Source organism: Peribacillus sp. NJ4, assembly GCF_030348345.1.
GTDB lineage: Bacteria > Bacillota > Bacilli > Bacillales > DSM-1321 > Peribacillus.
Map to the genome: position 1 here is coordinate 4,660,472 of NZ_JAUCFQ010000001.1, position 25,471 is coordinate 4,685,942.

Below are 25,471 nucleotides of genomic sequence, written 5' to 3' on the forward strand. Positions count from 1 at the left end.
ATAGGTCAAGTCATTTAATGAAACTGATTCAAAAACCGATCATCAATATTTTTTTGGAGGCGAAACAAGTGAATAGAGGACGTTTAGTTTTAATCAATATCATTGGTTTGGTTATTATATTGGCGGTAGTGGCCGGTGGGGCTTATTACTATTATGAAAGCACGAATTTCATTAAAACGGATGAAGCGAAAGTGTCGGGTGACCTTTATACCATCGTTGCCCCCACAACCGGAAAATTAGCAGATTGGGACTTACACGAAGGAGACAGTGTAAGTAAAAATGACAAAGTTGCTAATGTAACCACATCAGATGTAAAAGAAGCAGTAAAAACGGCAGCGCAAGGGACAATCGTTAAAACACAAGTACATGATGAGCAGTTGGTTCAAGCGGGTCAAACGCTTGCTCAGACCATCAATATGGATGATCTATCCATAACGGCTAACATTGAAGAAAATAAATTGAAGGATATTGAAAAAGGTGACAGCGTCGATATTATCATCGATGGAGATCCCGATACTGTCTTCGAAGGTACATTGGAACAGATCGGTTATGCGACAACGTCTGTCTTTTCAGTGATGGGCAATCAAAACAGCAGTGGAAACTATACGAAAGTGACTCAAAAAGTACCAGTGAAAATTTCCATTAAAGCACCATCCGATAAAGTTCTGCCTGGAATGAACGCAGAAGTGAAAATTTCAACTAAATAAACCGGCAATACAGTTATACAGAAAGGAGGCTTACCTTAAATGGCTTCTCAAACCATCTCAGTAAATGAAAACAAGGGAATGAAACAGTTTGCCCCCATGTTAATTATCTTAATGCTAGGTTTGTTCATGGTCATTTTGAATCAAACTCTGCTTAGTGTCGCCATGCCGAGGATGATGGCCGAATTTAATGTAGCTGCGACAACGATTCAATGGTTGTCAACTGGATTCATGCTCGTGAATGGAGCTTTGATTCCACTGTCCGCTTTTTTAATAGAACGGTTCGGCACGCGCATTTTATTCCTCGCTGCCATGTTTCTATTCACGGTAGGGACATTCATCTGCGGCATCGCACCAAATTTCCCCGTCATCCTTACTGGCCGGCTGATCCAGGCGGCGGGCGGCGGGATCTTGCAGCCATTGGTCATGACAATCATTCTTTTCATCTTCCCTCCAGAAATGCGCGGGAAAGGAATGGGAATCTTTGGTCTGGCCATTATGTTCGCCCCTGCCATCGGACCGACTTTATCTGGTTGGGTCATTCAGGAATATAGCTGGCGGGTCATGTTCTACGCAATGGTGCCATTAGGCATGATTATCATGACACTTGCCTTTATAAGTATGCGTAATGTAGCAGAACCCAAGAAAATAAAATTGGATTTGTTGGGCGCCTCTCTATCCTTGATAGGTGTTGCATCATTACTATACGGTGTCAGTGAAGCAGGTTCCAAAGGCTGGACGGATTCCATCGTTCTGGGAACGATCATCATCGGGCTAATCCTTCTGAGCCTATTTGTGGTTCAACAGTTAAAATCGGAAGCACCTATGCTCGACTTCCGTGTATTTAAGTATGACATGTTCGTATTATCGAATATCATTTCCGCCATAGTCACAGTGGCCATGTTTACCGGGATATTCTTATTGCCTATCTATTTACAGACTCTAAGAGGATTCACACCCGTTCAGTCCGGTCTGTTGATGTTACCCGGAGCCCTTGTGATGATGGTGATGTCACCCATTTCAGGAGCATTATTCGACAAAATCGGACCTCGTCCATTAGCACTTGTCGGTTTAGCGATTACTGCTATCACAACCTTCGAATTCGCTAAATTGACTACGGAAACTACCTATTCGACTTTGGTCATCATCTACGCCATCCGCTCACTTGGAATGTCTTTACTTATGATGCCGATCATGACAGCTGGGATGAATCAGCTTCCTAAGCATTTGAATACACATGGTACGGCAATGAGCAATACGCTTAAACAAGTAACCGGAGCAATTGGTACGAGCTTCGTGACGACCATTTATACAACCCGTGCTTCTTTCCATGGAACTTCCTTAGGTTCGGAAATGAGTACGAGTGATCCCGGTTTTGTTCAGAATTTCCAAACAATCGTTCAATCCATAATGAGTTCGATGAATCAAACGAGAGAACAGGCACAGGAAACTGCAATGTCGCTGATTTCTTCACAAATCCAGGGTCAAGCAAATGTGATGGGAATCAATGATGCATTCTTTTGGGCAACAGGTTTCGCAATTGCCGGTATAGTTCTCTCATTGTTTTTGCGTGACGTTCGGAAGGACAAAGCAATGAAACAAGCTAAACAGGAAAAATTGGATGTACCTTTGCTTCCTTCACCAGTAAAAAAATCGGTTTAATTAAATGGGGGATTTAATATGAAAATCTATGTTGTATACGACAGTGAAGGTAACCATACGAAGGCACTTGCCGAATCAATAGCTCACGGAGCCGCTGGGGTTCCAGGAGCTGAGGTTCTAATTGACCATGTAAACGAAGCGGATGTTTATAAGCTTCAGGAAATGGATGCCATCATTTGGGGATGTCCGGGTCACTTCGGCACCATCAGTTCGAGTTTGAAAACATGGATTGATAAACTTGGGTATCTATGGGCGGAAGGAGCGCTGATCAATAAAGTGGGTGCTGTTTTCTGTACGACTGCCACCATACATGGAGGACTCGAGGCTACCATGCTGAACTTAATCACCCCAATGCTTCATCAAGGCATGATCATTGTCGGCTTACCCGGCACTGTCCCGGAAAACGCCTTATATGGTTCCTACTATGGTGTAGGAATAAGCTGCCCGCCCGGGGTGGATGACAACATAACCAAGAACGACTTGCAGCTTGGAGAAGCATTAGGAAAACGGGTAGCCCATGTCACCCGTTCATTCACAAACGAGCTCTAGGAGGCTTGATTCAATGGGCATAATTCTAATTATCATCGTTGCCATTTTAGCGGTTTCGGGCTTGATCACATTCAATATCAAAGCTTTATCACCTGAAGATAAGCCGGTTCTCGAGAAAGAGAACTCGTCGGAAGAGTCCGCTTCTTCTTCGGATGATGATCCCGTTACCGAAATCATCGTCCCAACAGACAATGATGAATTGAAAATGAAAGACCAGGATTATCGTTCGGCACTTTCCAAGCTTCACAACCAAAAGCCTGAGGATGAGCCAACTGCAGAAAAAAAGCCTAATCTTCGCAAAATGAAAGACGAAGAATATCGTGGTAAATTGGAAGATTTCCAGCAAAATGGCGATTGAAACACGCCCCCCCATTCGGCATATTTGCCTTTTGGGGGTTTTGTTTTATATGCCATGAAAGGATCTTCTCTTGCCTCTGCCACCACCTTCAGCTTAGGGATCGACGTGCAGGCTTTAACTTTTTTTCTGGTTGACAAATATTCACAAAGACTTTAAGCTAAGTTAATGCAACACAAACATTTTTTTAAACTCAGCTTTTGTTGAGAGACGGAATTTTAAAAGGATTTCCTTTTTTCGTTCGTCACTTGCCTTTTTGGCAGGTGGCGATTTTTATTTTTACAGGGGTGAAAAATATGCAACTTTTGAAGTATTCCATAATGGTCTTAATTGGTTCGATCTCATATGGCACATTATCCACCATGATCAAGTTTGGATTTATGGATGGCCATTCATCTGGAGAACTGGTCGGCAGTCAATATCTTGTCGGTTGGCTGATTGTCTCCGTTTTATTTCTTTTTTCGTTTAAATATAAAGTTTCATGGAAGAGTGCCGGATTACTTTTAATCACGGGCATGATGTCCACTTTCGTCGGAAAGGCATATGCCGTTTCCGTATCCGAGCTTCCCGCTTCGATTGCCGTTGTCTTTTTATTTCAATTTACCTGGATAGGCGTCCTCATTGAAAGTTTCATAAATAAAAGACGCCCGGATAAAAATAAACTCATTGCCATTTTCGTTCTCTTCATCGGAACATTATTGGCAGGGGCGATTTTTGGTCAGCCTCTATCTGCCCTAAGCCTAAAAGGCGTATTGTTCGGACTATTGTCTGCGGTGCTTTTTGCGCTATATATGTATTGCAACTCTCAATTCGCAGTTGGGGAATCTTCAATGAAACGGCTGTTTTTCATTGCAACGGGTGGTATGCTGACTGCTGTATTCACAACTAACCCCGTTACACTTGTTACGAATCTTGTCCAAACGAACCTATGGTACTATGGTTTGTTGCTCGGTACTTTGGGTGTACTTGTTCCTTTCTTTTTCTTTGCTGTCAGTCTGCCGAAAGTGGGAGTCGGGCTTGGAACGATCCTTTGTGCAGCGGAATTGCCATCAGCGATGGTCGTTTCCGTCATCTTCTTGAATGAACAGGTTACGTCACTGCAATGGTTCGGGATGTCCTTGATCATTGTCGGTATCGCCTTGCCTGAGGGAATAAAGCACCTTCCTCAATTCCTTCCTGACAGAAAAAAAACGCTGCATGAAAAAAGAATTTCCTAACAGGTTCATCATTATAATAAGAAAGACCATTCCCGTTAGCGGAATGGTCTTTCTTATGTATATTACTTTGGCGGGAATCATATGGTTTTCCTTTTCCCTTAGGAATCCAATTGTTGTACTTGAAATAGGCTGTAGTAATGCCCTTGCTTTTTCATAAGTTCTTCGTGTGTTCCCATTTCCGTAATTTCCCCATTATCGATATGAACGATCCGGTTAGCATGGGTGATGGTTGATAAGCGATGGGCCACGATGATGGTGGTCCGGTTTTTCGCCAAAATATCAAGTGCCTCCTGGATATAGTGTTCACTCTCTAAATCCAATGCGGATGTAGCTTCATCCAGCACAAGGATAGGCGGGTTTTTCAAAAATACCCTCGCAATGGCAACCCGTTGCTTTTGGCCTCCGGATAATTTAACTCCCCGCTCCCCGACTTTCGTTTCATACCCCTCTTTTAGACCCATAATGAAGTCATGGGCATTCGCCGCCCTTGCCGCTTCAAATACTTCTTCATCACTTGCATCAGGCCGTCCCATAAGGATGTTGGCCTTAACCGATTCACTAAATAAGATATTATCCTGTAGCACCATCCCGATTTTATCTCTTAGGCTGCGGACTTGATATTTACGGATATCCGTTCCATCCAATAATACCCTTCCCTCCGTCACATCATAGAAACGGGAAATTAAACTGACGATCGAGGATTTCCCTCCGCCGCTCATCCCGACAAGTGCAATGGTTTCTCCTGGTGTAACATCCAAATTTATATGTTTTAAAACGGGTGCCTCTTTCTCGTCATAAGCAAACGAAACATCCTGAAAGGTAATTCGGCCATCTACATGCTTAAGCTCTTTCGCCCCTGGTTCGTCATCGATATCATACTTCTCATCCACAAACTCAAAAACCCTGTCCATGGACGCCAATGTCTGGGTCATTGTCGTAGAAGAGTTAACTAATCGTCTGAGGGGATTATATAGCCGGTCTATGAAACCGACGAAAGCAACCATGGTACCCAGCGACAATTGTTCGTGAATGACTTGATAACCGGCAAAGCCTATCACGAGCAGGGGGGCAATATCCGTAATCGTATTCACGACAGCAAATGACTTAGCATTCCAACTCGTATGCTTTAGGGCCTTATCCAGGAAATTCTTGTTCTGCTTCGCAAACAGTTCCTGTTCCCTGTCTTCTATCGCAAAGCTTTTGATGACTGACATCCCTGAAACCCGTTCATGAAGGTGACTCTGTACATCCGCTAACGCTTGGGAGCGAATCCTTGTATAGGTTCTCAACTTGCCAAAGAAATGCTTAATCGAAAACGCATAAAATGGAAGCATGATGATGGATACAATGGTTAACTTCACGTCCATCGTAAACATGATGGCTATCACTATGATGATCGTTGCGATATCCAGCCAAAGATTCATCAAACCCGTGATGACAAAGTTCTTCGTTTGTTCCACATCCGTGATCATCCTTGAGATGACCTCGCCCACTCTTGTATTGGAATAATATTTAAAGCTCAGTTTTTGTATATGAGTGAATAAATCATTACGAATATCATATAGGATTTTCGTTCCGGTCCATTGAGCGAAATACTGTCGATAATACTCAATCGGCGGTCTAACCGCAACAAAAATGAACATCATGATGCCCATTGCCCATAAAAGGCGTTCAGACTTCACAGCTTTGGACAGGTCACCATTTCCGATGATGTCATCCACTATGTACTTACTGAGCAATGGAAGCAAAAGCGGAATTGCGAACTTCAGCAATCCAATCAATACCGTCCCGATTATCTGCCATTTATATGGTTTAACGAATTGCAAATACCTCTTAATGCTCTCCACGAAATCCCTCCTTTTCTGATTCATTAAATCAAAATGCTAAAAAAAGTCCCTAACGTTCAATTGGGAATCATATATGCACTTTTCAATTATATTTTCCTTTTCCAAGATTAACTATCAAAAGGATTTCATTCAATATCTTTCATACACATTTATAGGAGGCAAGGGGTTAAAGATTTGCTGTTATTCAAAAATCGTTCCTGCTTGAAAGATCAGTGGGTAGATACGTTACACAATGAAAAAGCCTGCTAATTAAGCAGCAGGCCTTTTCTATCATCGATAGGTTAAAAAGCGTTCATACCAACTATCAATAAACTCTGCGGAGAATGGTCCTTTTCGCTGGCGTATCATATAAATTAAATAGTCTACGTTCTGTTTCAATATTGAATCGATGGCATCCGGGTAATTCATTTCTTTCCGATGCCTTTCATATTCATCCTCATCCAGCAAATTAAACGTCATATCTGGGAATACCTTAATGTCCAGGTCATAATCAATGTATTTCAATGCTCCCGAATCGTATGTGAACGGAGAACTGATATTGCAATAATAATAAACTCCGTCCTCTCTCAACATACCAATAACATTAAACCAATACTTTGAATGAAAATAGCAAATCGCCGGCTCTCTCGTAATCCAGGTCCTTCCATCTGATTCCGTTACCATAGTACGGTCATTGGCTGCTATCACCAGATTTTGGGTCCCTTTTAAAACGGTTGTCTCTTCCCAGATACGATGGATATGTCCATTATGTTTATAGCTATGAATTTGGATTTTTCCTCCTTCGGCAGGAACAATCCCCATTTTTCTCTCCCTACTTTCTATAGACACCCTGACAGCGTACTGTGCCCTATTCCGTTTGCAGTTGTTGTGTGTATTTAAAATATATACTTTTTTCCATTTACCCTATATTCCTATATTATAGCGATTTATTCATAAATTTAAAACAAAAGTGGCTAATCTCCCAGTGAAAATGTGTAAATAAGTCGAAAAAGTCTGACCATCCACCCCATTTTAACTTAGAAATTAGCCGGTTATTCATTGTATTGCAGCTTGTCCTTGCTGAAAATAACGGATGACTTCTTCCGTTTGCTTCTCGAACATATCATGGATACTTTTCAATTCCTGCTTTTTAAGTTGGATCTCTTCATGAATGGTGACTGCTTCATTCTCCTCTTGCAGGGCAAGGAGTTGCTTCTCTATATCTTGGCATCTTTCGATTTCGGATTGTAAAAGTAACAGCTTATCCATCGTTTTCAACTGGTTGTTTATTAGCCGGTTAAATTCCTCCATGAATGCACCTTCCTAATGTGTATTTTTTCTATAGTATGTATATTCTAGTTTTTATCCAGATTTTCCTTTGACATAAAATGTAAACACATCAAAACATTTGTCGAATCAAATGAAAGGCAAAAAAAAAGCATCCTTCAAAAGAAGGATGCCTTTCGTTTTTAAAACGGCAATTAGCCTTGGTTTTTATTGCTTTGGGATTTTTGGTTTTGCTGTTTCACTTCTTGGACGTTTGTTTCAGAAGCGAACTCAGTACCGAATTGGCCTTGAGCTTGACCTTGACCCTTTTTTTGCTGAGATTGTGCGTTTTGTTGTCTCACTTCTTGAACGTTTGTTTCAGAAGCAAACTCAGTACCGAATTGGCCTTGACCTTGCTGAGATTGCGCGTTTTGTTGTCTTACTTGTTGAGCGTTAGTACCTGCTTGTGATTTATTATTGTTATTAGCCATTGATATCACCTCCACGATAATAAGATAACCAATATCAAGGAGTGTTATCCAACTAATAACATTTAAATTTTTCCAGTTACATTAAACAAGCAATGAAATGCCACCATCAACTATAATGGTTTGTCCACGAATCATACTGGCTCCATCGGAAATTAAAAACAGGATGGTATTCACCATATCTTCCACCTCGACCATCCGTCCAGCAGGAGTTTGTTCTGCCGCCTCAGCAAGCATTTCATCCCGATTCGGGAAAGACTTCAGGGCATCCGTATCGATAACACCGCCGGAAACGGCATTGACACAAATGTTTTTCGCAGCCAGTTCGACCGCTAAATATCTTGTCAGGGCTTCAAGCGCAGCTTTGGAAACACCGACAGCTGTATAATTTTTCAAATAGCGAATGGACCCTAGTGAACTGATGCTGACGATTTTCCCTCCGCCGTTCCTCTCCATCAATTTCGCCGCTTCCTGTGCGCAGAAAAGGAGGGCTTTTGTATTGATGTCCATGGTCCAGTTCCAATGCGATTCTTCAAGCTCCATCAAAGGGCGCTGCACTCCTGAAGCAGCATTATTAATGAAGATATCCAAACGTCCATAATAAGCATCGATTTCCTCGAACATGCTTTTCACTTTCGCAACGTCACCGACATTTGCCTTAACTACAAGGGCTTTACGCCCCAAAGCTTCAATTTCAGCTGCCACTTCTAATGCTTTCGACTTGCTCCGGGCATAATTAATAACGAGGTCGTATCCTTCCTCTGCAAGCCTTATTGCCGTGCTTCTACCTAAACCTTTACTGCTACCTGTAACGAGTGCCACTTTTTGTTCCATACGTTTATTCATCCTTTCTGAGTAAACACCGAGTAATAAAAATCATTTTTAAAAGGAGTGTTACTGTTATGTATGTTGGACGTGATATGACAGAGTTGTCGATGATGAAAAAATCGGATTGGGAAAATAGCGAACTTGCCTATTTTCATCACTCCCTTCAACAAATGGTACCTTATTTAAACCAAGAAGGACAGAGTATCCATAGCGAAATCGTCAAAGAAATTGAAAATAGAGGCGGACTTAATAGGCAGGAAGCCGATTATACCCATGGAACGAAAACCATTTACGATTGATTTTATACGGATATGACATTGAAAATCAACAAAAAGAAGAGGATATCTTAGCGGATATCCTTTTTAGACTGAAGGCAAACTCGATGAAAATCGAGTTTGCCTATGTTTTTTTAGAGTTGTACAATTTGAACGTTGATTGGAGAATGTAGAGCACTCGCTTTCGCCTCCGGCTTCTTTGCTCCTGCGGAGTCTCCCTTTGACACGCTTTTCCCGCGAATCTCTCTCACCTTCCGTTCCAATCAACTCTGTTTTAAAATGTAGATAGAAACCATCCCCAAGGTAACCTTAATTACAATACTGCCTTTATTCAATCCGCTTTTTTTCTTTATAGGCCTTCATCATTTTTTGGTGGGAAACCGGAAATGCGAACTCCTCCATCTCTGCTTCACTCACCCACTTGAGTTGGTTTTCTCTTAATGTCTCTTCACTGATGGCTTCTTTGACTATTCCCGTATACGTGTCCACTTTCCAAACAAGATGTGAGAAAACATGTTCAATTCTCACAAGTGATTCCGTGATTTCAGGTTTGACACCATACATTTCCTGAAACCGATTCTCGAAGAACTCCCTCTTATGCTGAAGGGATGAATGGTTCTCGAAGTTCGGATATTCCCAAAGATTTGCCAGCAACCCTTCAGATGCTCGCTTGTGAATTAAAAATTCACCTTTTTCATTCGTTAAAACAGCAGCCACAATTGGTACATCCCGCGTTTTTTTCTTTTGGACTTTTACAGGCAGTTCCGATTGAACCCCTGCTTCAAATGCAAGACAATGACTTTGAACGGGACATAATAAGCAGGCAGGCTTACCTGGTGTGCAGATTAATGCCCCCAGCTCCATCAAGGCTTGATTAAATGCAGAGGTATGTTCATGATCGATCAGCTTTCTGACGGCAGCTTCGAATGTTTTTCTAGTCTTTGGCTTGGCAATATCTTCATATATCATCAATATCCTTGATAATACACGCATGACGTTTCCATCGACAGCTGGCTCCGGCTTGCCATAGGCGATACTTAGAATCGCACCAGCTGTATAAGGACCCACGCCTTTCAATTTGGAAATTTCCTCGGGATCATCCGGTACAATCCCATTGTAGGAAGCCTTCACTTCCTGAACGGCACTATGCAGATTCCTTACACGTGAGTAATACCCTAGCCCTTCCCAAGCTTTTAGGATTTTCTCTTCATCGGCATTGGCAAAATCCTCGAGTGTGGGGAACCATTCCACAAACCGGTTGAAATAGGGAATCACCGTGTCCACCCTCGTTTGCTGCAACATTATTTCTGAAACCCAAACACGGTACGGGTCCTTATTTTCCCTCCATGGCAATTCTCTTTGTTCTTTGAGAAACCAGGAAACCAAATCTTTTTGAAAATCATCGATTTTTATTTTTTCTATTGTCGGGATCGTTATTTCTTTCACATCAGTTCCTCCAAAGATGTTACACTCTTATCAAAAATGGGAATACCTATAGTAGGTCATTCTTTTTTAATATCATGTTCATATCCAGTTATTTGTAATTGGTCACGGAAATAAGTCTGAATTATATTCATTTGATGGTTAATATATAAATACGGTATGATGAGAGAAGACCATTTTTTTCAAATTGTGGCAGGGAGGTTAGTTTTTTGGATACAGGTACTCACTTCGTCATGGGAATTGCTCTTGGAGGTCTTGCCACGTTAGATCCTGTCATTGCGCAGAGCCCAGTCACTGCAAGTGCAGTAATAGCAGGTACGATATTGGGATCACAAGCTCCAGACATTGACACCGTTTTAAAATTAAGGAATAACGCTGTATATATACGAAACCACCGTGGAATCACGCATTCCATTCCCGCTGTTTTACTTTGGCCCTTGATTATCAGCGGAGCACTTTTCGCCATCATACCTGAAGCAAATTACCTTCATCTTTGGCTTTGGACGTTCTTAGCCGTATTCCTACATGTATTCGTGGATATATTCAATGCTTATGGGACCCAGGCTCTTAGGCCGATTTCGTCAAATTGGGTAGCTTTAGGGGTCATCAATACATTCGACCCGTTCATTTTTGGAATACATGTTGCAGGCCTGATATTATGGGGCTTTGGATTTCCTCCAGGCTATTTATTTCTCTCGATTTACGGAATACTCGTTGTCTATTATATCTCCAGATTCAGGGAACAGGCGTTTATAAAAAGAGCTGTTAAGCAGCAAATTCCCGGAGCAAGAAAAATTATTTTATCACCGACCATGCGTTTTCACCGCTGGAAAATCGCGGTAATTACCGAAAAGAATTATTATGTGGCACGAGCCGATAATGGGTATGTGACGATTCTTGATACATTTGATCGAGTGCCATTGCCAGAAAGTGAAATTCTCGAAGCCGCAAAGAAGGACATCAACTTGGCAGCCTTTCTGTCCTTTTCTCCGGTTTACCGATTTGAAATCGAACAGATAAAAGATTATTATGAAGTCCGTTTCATCGATTTAAGATATCGCAGCAATGGGTATTACCCGTTTGTGGCAGTAGTCCATTTAGACAGCGAATTGAATATATTGAATTCTTATACCGGCTGGATCTTTAGCGAAGCGAAGCTGCAGAAGAAATTGAATATTATTTTGTAGTCGCTGCATATTGAAAAAAGGCTGATCCCAGGGAACCCCTCTGGAATCAGCTTTTTAATGAAATCTATTCTGCTGATTTAATAACTGTTTATATTTAGGATTTTTTGCAATGAATTCATGGAACTGCTCACCGTAGTTATCAATCCAGGTCCTTACAACGCGCGATGTCATTTCTTCCCCGGCATATTCATGTCCAGCCTTTGCATAGGTCGCTTCGAAATCTTCCCATAATAATTCCACCCAAGTCAAAGCTTGCTCATACGTGATGTGGTCATTTTTCTCAAGCAGTATCTTGGTTAACCTTTCATGGTAATCATTCATTTGAACCACCTCATTGCCAATATTTTTACAGAATGAACTATACTGTCCCTTACCCATACTAGTGGTAAGCGGAAACGCTTCTTTTCTTTAATCTGATGCTTGGAGGAGAAAAACTTGCGAAATAAACAAAAAGGATTCCCCAACCAAAACAATAATAAATTCCAAGGCGAGCCTCGTGCAAAAGCAAGATATGCATCAAAGCGTGCAGATGGCAGTATTAATACACAGCCTCAAGAACGAATGAAAGCATCAAATCAGCGATCGAATTAAAAGGTACCTCAGAAGGAATCGGGTCTTCCCCGGTTCCTTTTTATTTCAACATTGAAATTGGAAGTGCCTCTTCCTTTCCGCTTCCACCTAAACGGTAACCCCAGGCGAATACGCCGTTCATATAATCAATTTTGAAATAGACACCGGGATCGCCGTCAATTTGGTATATTTCACCTTTTTTGAAATCATCCGGATTTAACAAATAGGCCTTGGCCATCGTCACTTTACGTTCCAATACTGAAAATTCATTAACCATTCCCAATTGCTCTGCTTTTCTCGCTTTTTCAGTCAACGCTGCAATTTCCTGTTGTAGTTCATAGGCCGACAACTTGCTGTACCTTACGTCGCTCATATATATGGCTCCTTAAATGAAATTAATTTACTTCTATATTAAACAAAATTTTATGATTTGGCTATCGATGCACTTATTCCATATCAGGATTGGAAAGATAACGCTCAATCAATTCTATTGGAAAACCTTTTCGGTATAATGCCTGCTTCATTTTTTGTTCATATTCGAAGCCTTCATGGTTTTTATATCGGCGTTGCATTTTTTCAGCATGGTGGCAAAGAGAATCCCATTGTTCATCTTCATCCTTTTCAACCGTCACATCTTCAAGCGCTTCAAGGATGACATCTCTCGGGAAACCTTTCCGTAACAAGGTTTGTTCAACTTTCAGCCTCAATGCCCGTTCTGAAATGTTTTTTTCCTTTTTGACCGATTTTCCAGCAAGTTTCCTTGCATGTTCAATTTGAATATCATAGGGGTATTCCTTCAATGCCTCGACAACCAACTTTTCTTCTACCCCTTTTTCCTTAAGCTCGAGCTTAAGGGTAGTGGGACCTTTATTGCCTCCGTTAACATGGGTCCGTACGTAAGCCTTGGCAAATTCTAGGTCGTCTAAATAGTTAAAGCTGTATAGCTTATGTATCGCTTCCTTTATAATCGGATCATCCGTTTCCTTCTTTTTTAAATAAAGGCGAATTTCCGATTCCGAACGCATCCTGTATGATAAATAATTAAGTGCATCGGTAAATGCTTTTTGGATTTCATCATGGAATTGTATTTCAGCTAGCAGCAGGTCATCAAGTGCCATACCCTTTTTCAATTGAAACTTCAGTAGCACTTCTTCGTCCACACTGAAAGCATATTTTTCATCAACGAAAATGTTATAACGATCTTTACGTTTTTTTTGGGTTGTTATTTTTGTTATGTTTGGCATAATATCCACCCCCCCCCCTACTTTACCCCTTTACGTGTACCATTTCTATATATAGCATGTCTAAAAATGAAAAAAGGACATGGTCATGTTAAAGTGAAGGAAAGAAAGGGAAAGGAAGTGGTTTTCATGAAAATAGCCATTGCTGGTGGAAGCGGTTTTGTCGGCACAGCCCTTATCGATGAATTATTAAAAGAGAATCATGATATATATATCTTGACCCGTCATCCCGAAAAATTCAAAAAAAAAGAAAATCCGACATATATCGGCTGGCTGACCAAGGACGCAAAGCCGGAAATGCATTTGGAAGGGCTCGATGTTTTCATTAACCTTGCTGGTGAATCTTTAAACAGCGGGCGTTGGACTCCTGAACGAAAACGCCGGATTGTCGAAAGCAGGGTCGAAGCTTCCAAAGAGATGAACCGGATCATTTCCAAACTGCCCGAAAAAGTATCTGTCATAATCAATGCAAGTGCAATCGGATATTATGGTATTTCGGAACATGAAACCTTTACCGAAACCTCCGAATCCATCGGTGATGATTTTTTGGCCCGTACTGTTAAGCTATGGGAAAAAGAAGCGGCTAAATCCCGCTCTTACAGTGAAAGGTTCGTCCTAACAAGATTCGGCGTGATTCTGGGGGAAAAGGAAGGAGCACTGCCAATGATGGTGATCCCTTATAAACTTTTCGGTGGAGGAAAGATGGGCAAAGGGAATCAGTGGCTTTCCTGGATCCATATTCATGACGTGGTCCGTGCAATCATCTTTTGCATGAACGATCAGCGGATTGAAGGTCCAGTCAACTTTACGGCACCTAATCCCGTTCAGATGGATACATTCGGGAAAACAATAGGAACTGTCATGCACCGGCCCCATTGGTTACCCGTACCTCCCTTCTTCCTCAAGACCATGCTTGGGGAAATGAGTGTACTTGTGCTTGAAGGACAAAATGTCCTACCCATTAAACTTAAAGAGGAAGGATTCATCTTTTCTTTCCCAACCCTCAAAAACGCTTTACAAAATATCTTAAAAGAGGATTCTCACGTATGAAAGGATCATTTTAGGAAAAAATAGGGATATTAAGTGAAATGGAGATGATCTAATTGTCCAAAAAACACGAAAAAGTAAAAAGTAACTTATCTAGTACGCAAGCGGTTCTTTATGCTCGGGAATTTAAAAATGCAGATCGAGCAGGTGGTTTTAACGAGAGGAAATCCCGTCGTTAAGTCTGGAGTATTTTCCCGTACATTTTGAACATCCATTCAACACAAAATAAGCTAGAGATGATAAGTTGAATAATCATCTCTAGCTTATTTATTTTATTTTAATTTTTAGGGGGCGCTAGCATGGGACGCAATAACATACACCATAATCGAGACAACAACAAACAGAAACTTCCGCAGGTTCCTAAAAACTTGAAAAGTGACGGACTTGATGTTGAATATTCTTCCGAACTGGCTGACCAGGAAGATATCGAGGCACAAGCCCGGGCAAATGCAGCTGACCGCCGTGCTCATAATCGCCGCTAATAAATAGGACGAACTAAACCAAGGGGCTATAATCAGCCCCTTATATTTACTTTATTCACATAGTTTATCCACAACCCTGTATATATTGTGGATATATTCTGAAAATACTGACAAACGATAGGTACAATGACTGCCTTACTAACATGAAAATAATGTTATTTCTGGATAACCCTGTGGATTATGTGGATAAAAGGAATGTTCCACTGGTCACTCTGCATTTTCATTGTGGATAACTATTCAGTTTCCTTGAATTGTTCCACAGGAATATTATTTATATAATAATTCATCTAGATCTGTTAAACTTCTTCCTTCCAATTATCATCGCATGCCAAGCGACTTTTCCAACCTTTCCCCATATGATTGCTAACTAATTTGTCAGTATTTTTTTCGGCTACTAACCCCGGCATTAAAGGAGGTTCCCCATACTTTTGTCATCCGCACTTTCTTCCAACTGTTTACGAAGCAAGAATTTTTGTATCTTCCCACTTGCATTTCGAGGCAGCTCATTACAGAAGATATATCTTCTTGGACGTTTATAGTTCGCCAGTGTATCACTATTCTTACACCAGGTTTCTAAATCGCTTTCCTGTAACGTAAGGTCTTTGGCAACGATGAAAGCGGTTACCATTTCCCCCCATTGATCATCAGGCTGACCCAGTACTGCACAGTCTAGAACTCCTTGATGCTCATAAAGTGTGTCTTCCACTTCACGTGGATATATATTTTCCCCTCCTGAGATAATCATGTCGTCCACTCGGTCCTTGACCCACAGATATCCATCTTCATCCAGGAAACCGATGTCACCGGAATGATACCAGCCTTTGTAAAGCGCTTTTTCGGTCTCTCCACCTTTTTGGAAGTAACCCTTCATGATACATGGACCTTTCACAAGAATTTCCCCTGTTTCCCCAGGTTCCAGAATATCATCGGGATCTGATGGCCCTTCGTCATTCGGACGGGCAATGATGATTTCATGATCGGAACATGCTTTGCCGGCAGAACCCGCTTTCCTAATTTGATCATCCTCCAATAAGAGAGTGATGGCGGGACCCATTTCAGTCATTCCATAAGCTTGGATGAACTGGATGCCAAGTTTCTCCTGACAGGCACGTACAAGTGATGGTGCCATTGGGGCTGCTCCATAAAGCCCCAGCTTCAAACTCTGGAATTTATATTCATCCAAGTTTTCCTGAAGTAGCATGTTCCACATCGTTGGTGCAGCAAATAACTTGGTGATCCCCTCGGATTCAATCAGTTCCATAACTTTTTTGGGATTAAACTGATGTAATATGACGTTTGTGGCACCAGCCTGGACGCGAGGTAAAAAGGAACAGTGCAATTCAGCACAATGAAACATCGGTGCAGTAATCAACCCGATGTCAGAGCGTTCGTACTTCATGGCCTCTATTAAAATCTCTGCTTGTTTGACCATATCTTTATGAAGGTGAATGACCCCTTTTGGTCGTCCGGTTGTCCCGCTCGTATACATGATGGCATAAACATCATCCTCGTGAACGTCAACTTCATCCGGATTTGATGAGATACTTGCCATTTTTTGACGGTAACCTTTGGCATATTTCGGAACATTATCATCAATATACCAGAAAGCAGTTTCCGGAAATCGCTTCTCAACCGCGGCAACGCTCGATTCCAATTCGTGCTCGAATAAAACGACCTTTGGAGCAGCGTCATTTAAGATGTAGGCCAACTCCTCTGGCATTAAGCGGAAGTTGATTGGATTAAAGATTGCGCCGATTTTTGCACAGGCAAAGAATGCGGTGGCAAGCTCTTCATTGTTGTAAAGGTATGTAGAGACCCTGTCGCCTTTTCGCACTCCTTCCGCTTGAAGGGCCGCCGCCAACCTATTCACCTGCTCATTCCATTGAATGTACGTATAGCGGATATTTCTTCTCACGTCGTAGATAGCTTCTTTAATGGGGAATTTCTGAACCGTCTGATCAAAGATACTTTTAATCGTCACTGACATATCATTTCCTCCTCAAGTAAACCCACCATCAACGGGGAGAGTTCAGGCCAGCCCTGCCGATGGTCGGCTTCATCACTTTTTCAGCTTTTACTTTCGTGCGAATTACGAATGTTCATAACCGTATAGTCCCGTTTCAGTCCAATCTTTCTATGATGGTGGCATTCGCCATGCCGTGGCCCTCACACATTGTTTGCAGCCCATAACGGCCGCCTGTCCTTTCCAACTCATGGATCATTGACACCATCAATCGGGCCCCGCTGCCGCCAAGAGGATGACCTAAGGCAATCGCCCCGCCATTCGGATTCAGCTTCTTGGGATCTGCCCCCGTTTCTTTTAGCCAGGCAATAGGTACAGGAGCGAAAGCCTCATTCACTTCGAAGACATCGATATCATCGATGGAAAGGCCGGCTTTTTCCAAAGCTTTTTGAGTGGCGGGAATCGGCCCAGTAAGCATCAGGGTGGGATCTGATCCTACTACAACCCGTGTATGCACTTTAAAGCGTGGTTTCAATCCAAGTTCTTCCGCTTTACTGCGTTCCATCAATAATAAAGCGGCAGCACCGTCACTTATCTGGCTGGAGTTCCCGGCATGGATTAAACCGTCTTCTTGGAAAACCGTTTTCAACCCAGCCAGTACTTCCATGGTAGTTCCAGCCCTTGGACCTTGATCTTCCGTAACTTCCATTTGATTTCCTTCTTTATCAGTACCCGTCACTGAAATCATTTCACGGTCAAAATGCCCTTCTTTTTGAGCACGTATTGCTTTGGCATGACTCTTAACGGAAAACAGATCACATTCTTCACGTGTTATTCCCCACCTATCGGCGATTCTCTCAGCTGATAAACCTTGGTTGATCACCTCATACCTGTCTAAATACTTTTGGCTGGTTACAGCACCTTGAATATTAGACCCCATGGGGACTCGGGACATGTTTTCCACTCCTCCGGCCACTACAACATCCATATCTCCCGACAAAATGGCTTGGGAAGCGAAATGGACAGCCTGCTGACTTGATCCGCATTGACGATCTATCGTCGTTCCCGGCACTTCGATCGGAAATCCTGCAATCAGTGCAGCAATTCTTGCTATGTCACCTGCTTGTTCGCCAGCCTGTGAAACACAACCTAGTATGACATCATCGACAATAGCCGGATCGATGCCCGCCTTCTCAATCAGCTTTTTCAATACTTCCCCTGCTAGATCATCTGGGCGAATGTCTTTCAAGACACCGTTCCTTTTCCCTACTGGCGTTCGAATCCCTTCAACGATTACCACTTCCCGCATATACTCTCTCCCCTTCTCATCCTGTTTATATTAAAGGCCCAGATTCTTAGCGATGATTTTCTTCATGATTTCATTTGTCCCGGCATAGATGCTTGCTACCGGGACATCCCGATACCTTCTGGCAATCTTGTATTCTTCCATATATCCATAGCCTCCATGAAGTTGCATGCACTCAATCGATATTTTTCTCGCAGTCTCCGTCAAACGCCATTTTGCCATCGAAACCTCTGTGACCACCTGTTCTCCCGCCATATGATTGGCGATCAATTGATCTAGGAAAACACGCCCCATTTTGATTTCCGTTGCCATTTCTGCGATTTTGAATTGAGTATTTTGAAACTGACTCACGGATTTTCCGAACGCTTCCCTGCTTTTCACGTACTCAATGGTATCGTCCAGCATATCCTCTGATGCCATTTGAGCACAAATTGCCACTACAAGGCGTTCCTGCTGCAATTTCTCCATTAAATAAGCAAAACCCTTGCCTTCTTCACCAAGCAGGTTTTCCTTTGGAACACGACAATCCTCGAAGATGAGCTCTGCTGTATCCTGACTGTGCAAACCAAGTTTCTTCAGTTTCCGCCCCCTGGAAAATCCAGGTGTATCCCTTTCTACCACGACTAAGCTAACGCCTTTATGCTTTGGAACGGCATTTGGATCCGTTTTACACGCAACGATGACCAAATCCGAATGAATGCCATTTGTGATGAATGTCTTTTGGCCATTTAATATGTAATGTTCTCCATCCAAAATAGCAGTGGTTCTTATATTGGCTAAATCCGAACCTGTTCCAGGCTCTGTCATGGCGATTGCTGTAATGATTTCCCCTGTCGTGCATTTAGGAAGCCAGCGCTGTTTCTGCGCCTCATTTCCGTATGCGGCAATATACGGAACAGTGATGTCACTATGGAGTCCGAAACCAATGAATCCAGAACCTACTCTTTCCAATTCCTCATTAATTATGACCGCAAAGCCCCAATCTACCCCGGAACCCCCATAATCTTCTCCAAGATCCGGACAGAGAAAACCCTGTTCCCCCATTTTCACCCAAAATGACCGGGGAATGATCCTCTCTTCTTCCCATCTTTCATAGTGGGGAACTGCTTCTTTCTCTAAAAACTTTCGGAATGTCTTACGGAAAATGTCATGATCCTCACTTAGATATGGATGTTTCATCTGTTTTTATCTCCTCTGCATGGCTTTGTCTAAGGCTTTTTTCAAGATCGATCTATAATGGATTGCATCATCTTTTCCAAAAGGAATTCACACTTACCTGGGTGACATTCGAATGGCCCCATCCAGCCTGATGGTTTCCCCATTCAGCATTGGATTCGTTATGATGCTCTCCGTTAGCTTAGCGTACTCTTCGGGATATCCGAGCCTTGATGGGAATGGAACGGTTTTACCTAATGACGTCCTCGCTTCATCAGGCAATGAATCGAACATCGGAGTATGGAATAGACCCGGTGCAATAGATACGACACGTATCCCTTTGATGGCAAGCTCCCTTGCAATCGGCAGGGTCATCCCAACAATGCCCCCCTTAGAAGCACTATATGCTGCTTGTCCGATTTGCCCTTCAAAGGCAGCTACCGAAGCCGTATTGATAATGACACCACGCTCCCCCTCTTGGTTCGGTTCATTTTTGACCATTTTTTCAGCCGCAAGTCGGATGACATTAAATGTACCGACCAAATTGATTGTCACCACATTTGAGAACGCTTTCAATTCATGTGTACCTTTTCTGCCTATGACCTTCTCTGCAATTGCAATACCAGCACAGTTGATGACCGTATTGATGCTCCCGAATTTTTCTATTCCTTCTTCCAACGCTCTCAATACGCTTTCTTCACTTGTTACATCCGTTTTAATGAACAGGACTGAATCTCCCAATTCATGAGCCATCTTAGCGCCATTTTCTTCCGAGAGGTCAAATATGACTGCCTTTCCACCTTTTTTAATGATGTTTCTTACTGTCGCCGCTCCCAGCCCTGAAGCCCCGCCTGTCACAACTGCAATGGTTTCTTGAATATCCAAATCCTCACCTCATTTGTTTCTAGAATATATATTCATCTTTCACTACCATCAATACCTATTTTCAATATTAATTTCACCGCTTGCCTGTTTTATCGTTCACCTTCAAGTCATGAAGGGTTTCGGTAAAGCCTTTGATTACCTGTTCAAAATCCTGTTTCAATCCATCCAGCTCTTGAATGCGTTCATTAATTTCGTTTAATTTCTGTCCTGCCATTTCAATCGTTTTTTCCAATTGCTTGATGCCTGTCCTATCCTTATCGAATAACAGGACTATATCCTTTATTTCCACTAACGAAAAACCATACTTCTTACCGCGCATTATGATTTTAAGCTGTGCGTATTCTTTCTTTCCATAAACTCTTTTTCCCGTTTCGGTACGCTTTGGCCTAAGCATACCCAGTTCCTCATAATATCGGAGGGTCCTTGTCGTCAATTCGAATTCTTTTGCTAACTCAGAAATGGTGTACATGTTAAAACCACACTTTGCAAAGGGATTATTTACCTTTATTTTAACATTGACGTTAACGTAAACTTCAATAAATATTCACAAAATTTATAATATATGAAACTGCATGAAAGATTCAAATTGATATACTAGGGGTATATTCTTTAAAAGAAGGGAATGATCGATCAATGCTATGCTCAAAAATATTAGTTGCTTATGATGAATCTGAATTGGCACTTAAATCTTTAGAAAAAGCGATTGAATTAGCCAAGTTGGATCCCGCTATCGAAATCCAGGTGCTTCACGCTGTAACGTTGCCAATCAAACCAAATATATATGGCAATGCCTTTCAGGAAATTGAAGAATCCATGCTCAAGTATGGAAATGGAGTGATAAAAAAAGCGGAAGCGCTATTATCCGAAATCCCGAATGAATCCCAAACATTTGTCGTAGAGGGTTCAGCCATCACGACTTTATTGGAACATGCAAAATCCCGGAATTGTGACCTTATCATCATGGGCAGCCGCGGATTGAGTGGTTTCAAGGAATTCCTAGGCAGCGTGAGCCACTATATCGTTCAACATTCCCCAGTGCCCGTCTTGTTGGTCAAATAAAATTTACTGCAGATATTATGCCGGCCCTTTCATAGCTGGGTTTCCCTTTGGAATCCAGCTTCTTTATGCGTGCCTGAAACCCCATCAAAACTTATCGTGTTTTACAAACACTTCCGTTTACGGGTAAAATGAAACTAATTTTAAACGAGGATAACAGGTGACGCAATGGATATTAAGCATTTGCAATACTTTATAGAGGTAACCAATTTCAATAGCTTCACTCGGGCTGCCGACCATTTATTCATTACCCAGCCGACCATCAGCAAGATGATTAAAAACCTGGAAACCGAGCTAGGTGTTGAGCTTTTTGATCGGTCGCGTAAGCAACTGATCCTGACCGATGCAGGCAGGGTTGTCTTGGAACAGGCAAAATTGATTGATAAGGCCTTTCACAATTTAGAAACGGAAATGGACAATTTATTAGGTTTGAAAAAGGGACATATACGCATCGGGCTGCCGCCGATCATCGACGCTTCTTTCTTCCCCCGAATTCTTAGCCGTTTTCATGAGGAATATCCCAATATTACCTTTCAATTAGTAGAGGATGGTTCAAAAAAGATTGAAGAATCCGTCCAAAATGACTTAATTGATATAGGCGTTATTGTCCTGCCAACCAACACCGCACTTTTTCATCATTTTGCTTTTTTAGAAGAAGACATTAACTTGATAGTTCATCCCTCCCATCCACATTCTTGTCTGGCAGAAATCGATTTGGCCGATCTGGAAAACGAGTCTTTCATCTTATTCAATAAGGATTACGTCCTTCGAGAACTCATCATTTCATCCTGTAATGAAGCCGGTTTTTCTCCACATATCGTTACTGAAAGCTCACGCTGGGATTTCATTGAGGAAATGGTTTACTGTAAACTCGGAGTTGCTCTATTACCTGAAAGTTTATGCCATCATGATGAACGCGTGAAGTCAATCAAGGTTAAAAACCCATCCATTAGTTGGAATTTGGGATTCATTTGGAGTAAGGACCATTACCTTTCATACGCTGCAAAAGAATGGCTGAAATATACGAGGGAAGCGTTATCTCATAACGAGTGAATTTTAATCTGCCTGATGGGATGTAAGCACTATCATAGATTTTGGTTATGCATTTGATAACATCTAACCATTTTACAATACGTAACGGCGGGGTTAGACTTGGTATGAGTAAAAAGCACGGTAACTGCTGATGGTTTCCGTTTTTTCTGAAAGGAGATATTCATGATCACATTATCCAGTGTCGATGAGTTACACGAAACAGAAGCAGCTCTGGAGAAAATTAAATATTCATACCCCGAACTATTTAATAAACTGCTCCATGTCGTTGCCTTAACACGGACTTTTCAATTTAAATATCAATTTATGGGCACTTTAATCATGGATGAAAACCCAAACGAATACACCCCTGAATTCGTTATGCCCTCCGTTATCAGATTATATATAGAGGAAGTTCAAAAGTTAAAGGATGATCCGAATATCCAGGTATTACTTCAAACCTTCTCCCAAAATAAAAATATTGGATATGCCAAAATCAGTATGCTTGTGCTCGGTAAAAGCCCTGAATCGCTTTTAGGTGCTTCATCCATCAAATGAACCACCCCTGATATGCTCCAAAAAAAAAACCTCCATTAACGGAAGGTTTTTTTCTTTAACACGTTATTAAAGCACTTTGCTCAAAAAGGCTTTGGTTCTTTCCTGCTGGGGATTATCAAAAATCTCACTGGGGGTATTTTCTTCAATAATATAGCCTTCGTCCATGAAAATGACGCGATCACCAACTTCTTTTGCAAATCCCATCTCATGGGTCACCACTACCATGGTCATACCTTCCTTAGCAAGTTGCTTCATGACCTCAAGGACTTCACCGACCATTTCCGGATCTAGAGCGGAAGTCGGCTCGTCGAATAACATGATTTTTGGTTCCATCGCCAAAGCCCTGGCTATTGCGACGCGTTGCTTTTGCCCCCCCGATAATGAATCCGGGTATGCGTTCGCTTTCTCGGCAAGCCCCACTTTCTTAAGCAGTTCCATCCCTCTTTGGGAAGCCTGTTCTTTGGAAATCTTGCGGACCTTTAGAGGCGCAAGCATAATATTATCAAGAACAGTCTTATGTGGAAATAAGTTGAAATGCTGAAATACCATGCCAACTTCCGTCCGGACTTTATTGATATTTACCTTCTTGTCTGTCGTATCAAGTCCTTCGATGAAAATATGCCCTCCTGTTATCGTTTCAAGTTGATTGATACACCTGAGGAAAGTGGATTTACCCGATCCAGACGGCCCGATTACAACGACTACTTCCTGAGGGGAAACGATTGCATTGATATTTTTCAATACTTCATTTTCCCCAAATGACTTCTTTAGATTCTCGACCTTGATCATTCTGTTTTCAACCTTCTTTCGAGTCTACTTAATACGAAACTTAAAATGAGCGTAAGGAATAAATAGATGAAGGCACACGCCAAATATGGCTCCCACACTTTAAAGTACTGACTCCCCATCGCCTTTCCCCAATACATTAATTCCGGGGCTGCAATGACACAAAGCAGGGACGAATCCTTCAATAATACAATGAATTCATTTCCTAACGGAGGGATCATTCGTTTGAAAGCTTGAGGCAATACAACATGAATCATTGTTTGGGTATGGGTCATCCCCAATGAACGTGATCCTTCCATTTGCCCTTTATCGATGGATTGAATGCCCGCACGGAAAATTTCTGCAATATATGCGGCTGCATTTAAAGATAAAGCAATGACCCCGGCGGTTACTGCATTCGTTTCACCGGTAAAAAAGGGCACAATTCCAAAATGGATTAAAAAGATTTGAACTAAAAGCGGTGTTCCGCGAAAAACCGTGACATAACAGTAAAATGGAAAGGCCAGCACTTTGTTCCTCATGATTTTCCCTAAACCGATCAATAACCCCAAGAAGGTTCCGATGAGGATGGAGGAAACCGACAGCCCTATAGTAAGCAGTGTTCCTTTTAATAAGAAAGGAGCATATTCAAAAATAATATCCCAGCGAAAACTCATTCCGTTTCCCTCCTAAAGACCAAAAAAACTGCGTAACTTCACACGTAAAGTTACGCAATCTTTTACTATCCACTTGTTTTTATTGTTGTGCTTTCAATGTTTCGATATCTGGATCAGTACCAAACCAGTCTTTATAAATTTCTGCATATTTTCCATTTTCATAAATGGCATTCACAGCTTTATCGAACTCCGATTTCAATTCACTGCCTTTCGGGAACATAAGACCATAAAATTCCTCATTGAAACTTTTGCTATCTTCAACGACTTTCAGTTTTTGATCGGGGTTATTTTTCACATATTCCTCAACAACCGTATTATCAGCTACGACAGCCGAAGCTCCACCTTTCAGTAATTCCTGAATGGCCAGGTTATTGTTTTCAAATTTTTTGATGTCCTTATGATTTTTTCCAAGGAGTTTCTCTACCGCTTCCTGTCCAGTTGTACCAGTCTGAACGGCAATGACCTTCCCTTTCAATTCACTTCCTGATTTTATATCACTTTTCTCAGGAACGAGAATCTTGTTAGTTGATAAAAAGTATGGAACCGAGAAATCATAAGATTGTTTTCTTTCGTCATTCACTGTAATCGCAGAAATTGCGACATCCGCTCTCTTAGATTCGATTTCAACAAAAATAGGGTCCCACCCAACACTTTCCAGTTTAACTTCATAACCTGCTTCTTCAGCAACGGCGTTGATGAAATCAACATCGAATCCTACAATCTTATCGCCTTCAAGAAATTCAAATGGAGCATAATTGGCGTCAGTCACGATTCTGAGTGTTTTTCCATTGGACTCTTCTTCTTTACTAGTTGTCGAGACTTCTTTATCCTTTCCGCATCCTGTCATGACTAGTAACAAAGAAGCTACCATGGCAAACACTAAAAAAGAAACCTTTTTCAAAATAATCCCCTCTTCTCTCTCGTAAACTCTCTTTTT

The 25,471-nt window shown here is 41.8% G+C and carries 32 protein-coding genes; 15 read left to right on the top strand and 17 right to left on the bottom strand.

Features of this window, described 5'->3' with window-relative positions; translation table 11 throughout:
• Positions 1-68: 68 nt before the first annotated feature.
• From QUF94_RS23255 to QUF94_RS23275, 5 genes are all read left to right on the top strand, one after another.
• Positions 69-707 (top strand): biotin/lipoyl-containing protein, encoded by a 639-nt coding sequence (locus QUF94_RS23255; protein WP_289318483.1) that lies wholly within the window; start codon positions 69-71, stop codon positions 705-707.
• Positions 708-761: 54 nt separating this feature from the next.
• The gene (locus QUF94_RS23260; protein WP_483313697.1) at positions 762-2,366 is read left to right on the top strand and encodes a DHA2 family efflux MFS transporter permease subunit; all 1,605 of its coding nucleotides are present in this window, start codon (positions 762-764) and stop codon (positions 2,364-2,366) included.
• An 18-nt stretch (positions 2,367-2,384) separates the two neighbouring features.
• Positions 2,385-2,915, top strand: a complete 531-nt coding sequence (locus QUF94_RS23265) for an NAD(P)H-dependent oxidoreductase (RefSeq protein ID WP_289317916.1) — start codon at positions 2,385-2,387, stop codon at positions 2,913-2,915.
• 13 nt (positions 2,916-2,928) lie between these two features.
• A complete protein-coding gene (locus QUF94_RS23270) occupies positions 2,929-3,273 on the top strand; it encodes a hypothetical protein (protein ID WP_289317917.1) in 345 nt (114 codons plus the stop codon).
• Between the two features lie 293 nt (positions 3,274-3,566).
• Positions 3,567-4,487 carry an EamA family transporter gene (locus QUF94_RS23275; RefSeq protein ID WP_289317918.1) on the top strand — a complete coding sequence of 307 codons (921 nt, stop codon included), beginning with the start codon at positions 3,567-3,569 and terminating at the stop codon, positions 4,485-4,487.
• Between the two features lie 98 nt (positions 4,488-4,585).
• On the opposite strand, the gene QUF94_RS23280 is transcribed toward QUF94_RS23275, so the two are convergent.
• The 5 genes from QUF94_RS23280 to fabL all read right to left on the bottom strand — a co-directional run bounded on the left by QUF94_RS23280 (position 4,586) and on the right by fabL (position 8,901).
• Positions 4,586-6,334 carry an ABC transporter ATP-binding protein gene (locus tag QUF94_RS23280; RefSeq protein ID WP_289317919.1) on the bottom strand — a complete coding sequence of 583 codons (1,749 nt, stop codon included), beginning with the start codon at positions 6,332-6,334 and terminating at the stop codon, positions 4,586-4,588.
• Between the two features lie 270 nt (positions 6,335-6,604).
• The gene (ntdP, locus tag QUF94_RS23285) at positions 6,605-7,135 is read right to left on the bottom strand and encodes a nucleoside tri-diphosphate phosphatase (RefSeq protein WP_048685440.1); all 531 of its coding nucleotides are present in this window, start codon (positions 7,133-7,135) and stop codon (positions 6,605-6,607) included.
• 234 nt (positions 7,136-7,369) lie between these two features.
• On the bottom strand, positions 7,370-7,624 hold the full coding sequence (locus tag QUF94_RS23290; protein WP_289317920.1) for a YgaB family protein: 255 nt from the start codon (positions 7,622-7,624) through the stop codon (positions 7,370-7,372).
• A gap of 170 nt (positions 7,625-7,794) precedes the next feature.
• Positions 7,795-8,070, bottom strand: coding sequence for a gamma-type small acid-soluble spore protein (locus QUF94_RS23295; RefSeq protein WP_289317921.1), 276 nt, complete (start codon positions 8,068-8,070; stop codon positions 7,795-7,797).
• An 81-nt stretch (positions 8,071-8,151) separates the two neighbouring features.
• On the bottom strand, positions 8,152-8,901 hold the full coding sequence (gene fabL, locus QUF94_RS23300) for an enoyl-[acyl-carrier-protein] reductase FabL (RefSeq protein WP_214747519.1): 750 nt from the start codon (positions 8,899-8,901) through the stop codon (positions 8,152-8,154).
• A gap of 68 nt (positions 8,902-8,969) precedes the next feature.
• Here fabL and QUF94_RS23305 point away from each other — a divergent pair, with 68 nt between their 5' ends.
• On the top strand, positions 8,970-9,194 hold the full coding sequence (locus QUF94_RS23305; protein ID WP_061461732.1) for a hypothetical protein: 225 nt from the start codon (positions 8,970-8,972) through the stop codon (positions 9,192-9,194).
• A complete protein-coding gene (locus QUF94_RS23310) occupies positions 9,191-9,343 on the top strand; it encodes a hypothetical protein (RefSeq protein ID WP_289317922.1) in 153 nt (50 codons plus the stop codon). The genes QUF94_RS23305 and QUF94_RS23310 overlap by 4 nt, the downstream gene beginning before the upstream one ends.
• 154 nt (positions 9,344-9,497) lie before the next feature.
• Here QUF94_RS23310 and mutY read toward each other — a convergent pair whose 3' ends face one another.
• A complete protein-coding gene (gene mutY / locus QUF94_RS23315; protein ID WP_289317923.1) occupies positions 9,498-10,616 on the bottom strand; it encodes an A/G-specific adenine glycosylase in 1,119 nt (372 codons plus the stop codon).
• Between the two features lie 206 nt (positions 10,617-10,822).
• Between mutY and QUF94_RS23320 the strand changes: the two genes are divergently transcribed.
• Positions 10,823-11,800, top strand: a complete 978-nt coding sequence (locus tag QUF94_RS23320; RefSeq protein ID WP_289317924.1) for a metal-dependent hydrolase — start codon at positions 10,823-10,825, stop codon at positions 11,798-11,800.
• Between the two features lie 54 nt (positions 11,801-11,854).
• Here the strand turns inward: QUF94_RS23320 and QUF94_RS23325 are convergent, their stop codons facing one another.
• Entirely contained in the window at positions 11,855-12,121 is a 267-nt protein-coding gene (locus QUF94_RS23325; protein WP_289317925.1) for a YfhJ family protein, read from the bottom strand.
• A 114-nt stretch (positions 12,122-12,235) separates the two neighbouring features.
• Between QUF94_RS23325 and QUF94_RS23330 the strand changes: the two genes are divergently transcribed.
• Positions 12,236-12,391: a small, acid-soluble spore protein K gene (locus tag QUF94_RS23330; protein WP_289317926.1), complete on the top strand. Its 156-nt coding sequence runs from the start codon at positions 12,236-12,238 to the stop codon at positions 12,389-12,391.
• Between the two features lie 40 nt (positions 12,392-12,431).
• Here QUF94_RS23330 and QUF94_RS23335 read toward each other — a convergent pair whose 3' ends face one another.
• Together QUF94_RS23335 and recX are read right to left on the bottom strand one after the other, a co-directional pair.
• The gene (locus QUF94_RS23335) at positions 12,432-12,743 is read right to left on the bottom strand and encodes a YfhH family protein (protein WP_063234815.1); all 312 of its coding nucleotides are present in this window, start codon (positions 12,741-12,743) and stop codon (positions 12,432-12,434) included.
• A gap of 73 nt (positions 12,744-12,816) precedes the next feature.
• On the bottom strand, positions 12,817-13,614 hold the full coding sequence (gene recX / locus QUF94_RS23340; protein WP_289317927.1) for a recombination regulator RecX: 798 nt from the start codon (positions 13,612-13,614) through the stop codon (positions 12,817-12,819).
• A 126-nt stretch (positions 13,615-13,740) separates the two neighbouring features.
• Here recX and QUF94_RS23345 point away from each other — a divergent pair, with 126 nt between their 5' ends.
• The 3 genes from QUF94_RS23345 to QUF94_RS23355 all read left to right on the top strand — a co-directional run bounded on the left by QUF94_RS23345 (position 13,741) and on the right by QUF94_RS23355 (position 15,140).
• Positions 13,741-14,661: a TIGR01777 family oxidoreductase gene (locus QUF94_RS23345; protein WP_289318484.1), complete on the top strand. Its 921-nt coding sequence runs from the start codon at positions 13,741-13,743 to the stop codon at positions 14,659-14,661.
• 53 nt (positions 14,662-14,714) lie between these two features.
• A complete protein-coding gene (locus QUF94_RS23350; protein WP_289317928.1) occupies positions 14,715-14,837 on the top strand; it encodes a YfhE family protein in 123 nt (40 codons plus the stop codon).
• A 120-nt stretch (positions 14,838-14,957) separates the two neighbouring features.
• A complete protein-coding gene (locus QUF94_RS23355; protein WP_289317929.1) occupies positions 14,958-15,140 on the top strand; it encodes a YfhD family protein in 183 nt (60 codons plus the stop codon).
• A gap of 406 nt (positions 15,141-15,546) precedes the next feature.
• Here the strand turns inward: QUF94_RS23355 and QUF94_RS23360 are convergent, their stop codons facing one another.
• The 5 genes from QUF94_RS23360 to QUF94_RS23380 form a co-directional block, all read right to left on the bottom strand.
• Positions 15,547-17,127, bottom strand: a complete 1,581-nt coding sequence (locus tag QUF94_RS23360; RefSeq protein WP_289317930.1) for a fatty acid--CoA ligase — start codon at positions 17,125-17,127, stop codon at positions 15,547-15,549.
• Positions 17,128-17,260: 133 nt separating this feature from the next.
• Positions 17,261-18,412: a thiolase family protein gene (locus QUF94_RS23365; protein ID WP_289317931.1), complete on the bottom strand. Its 1,152-nt coding sequence runs from the start codon at positions 18,410-18,412 to the stop codon at positions 17,261-17,263.
• Positions 18,413-18,442: 30 nt separating this feature from the next.
• Positions 18,443-19,588: an acyl-CoA dehydrogenase family protein gene (locus QUF94_RS23370; RefSeq protein WP_289317932.1), complete on the bottom strand. Its 1,146-nt coding sequence runs from the start codon at positions 19,586-19,588 to the stop codon at positions 18,443-18,445.
• Positions 19,589-19,681: 93 nt separating this feature from the next.
• On the bottom strand, positions 19,682-20,449 hold the full coding sequence (locus QUF94_RS23375) for a 3-hydroxyacyl-CoA dehydrogenase (RefSeq protein WP_289317933.1): 768 nt from the start codon (positions 20,447-20,449) through the stop codon (positions 19,682-19,684).
• Positions 20,450-20,522: 73 nt separating this feature from the next.
• Positions 20,523-20,918 carry a MerR family transcriptional regulator gene (locus QUF94_RS23380; RefSeq protein WP_289317934.1) on the bottom strand — a complete coding sequence of 132 codons (396 nt, stop codon included), beginning with the start codon at positions 20,916-20,918 and terminating at the stop codon, positions 20,523-20,525.
• A 164-nt stretch (positions 20,919-21,082) separates the two neighbouring features.
• Here QUF94_RS23380 and QUF94_RS23385 point away from each other — a divergent pair, with 164 nt between their 5' ends.
• The 3 genes from QUF94_RS23385 to QUF94_RS23395 all read left to right on the top strand — a co-directional run bounded on the left by QUF94_RS23385 (position 21,083) and on the right by QUF94_RS23395 (position 23,092).
• Positions 21,083-21,508, top strand: coding sequence for a universal stress protein (locus QUF94_RS23385; RefSeq protein ID WP_289317935.1), 426 nt, complete (start codon positions 21,083-21,085; stop codon positions 21,506-21,508).
• A gap of 165 nt (positions 21,509-21,673) precedes the next feature.
• Complete coding sequence (gene cidR, locus QUF94_RS23390) at positions 21,674-22,558, top strand: cidABC operon transcriptional activator CidR (protein ID WP_289317936.1); 885 nt, start codon at positions 21,674-21,676, stop codon at positions 22,556-22,558.
• A 162-nt stretch (positions 22,559-22,720) separates the two neighbouring features.
• Positions 22,721-23,092, top strand: coding sequence for a hypothetical protein (locus tag QUF94_RS23395; protein ID WP_289317937.1), 372 nt, complete (start codon positions 22,721-22,723; stop codon positions 23,090-23,092).
• Between the two features lie 66 nt (positions 23,093-23,158).
• Here the strand turns inward: QUF94_RS23395 and QUF94_RS23400 are convergent, their stop codons facing one another.
• The 3 genes from QUF94_RS23400 to QUF94_RS23410 form a co-directional block, all read right to left on the bottom strand.
• Positions 23,159-23,881: an amino acid ABC transporter ATP-binding protein gene (locus QUF94_RS23400; protein WP_289317938.1), complete on the bottom strand. Its 723-nt coding sequence runs from the start codon at positions 23,879-23,881 to the stop codon at positions 23,159-23,161.
• A complete protein-coding gene (locus QUF94_RS23405) occupies positions 23,878-24,534 on the bottom strand; it encodes an amino acid ABC transporter permease (RefSeq protein ID WP_289317939.1) in 657 nt (218 codons plus the stop codon). The genes QUF94_RS23400 and QUF94_RS23405 overlap by 4 nt, the downstream gene beginning before the upstream one ends.
• A 79-nt stretch (positions 24,535-24,613) precedes the next feature.
• On the bottom strand, positions 24,614-25,435 hold the full coding sequence (locus QUF94_RS23410) for a basic amino acid ABC transporter substrate-binding protein (RefSeq protein ID WP_289317940.1): 822 nt from the start codon (positions 25,433-25,435) through the stop codon (positions 24,614-24,616).
• Positions 25,436-25,471: the final 36 nt, after the last annotated feature.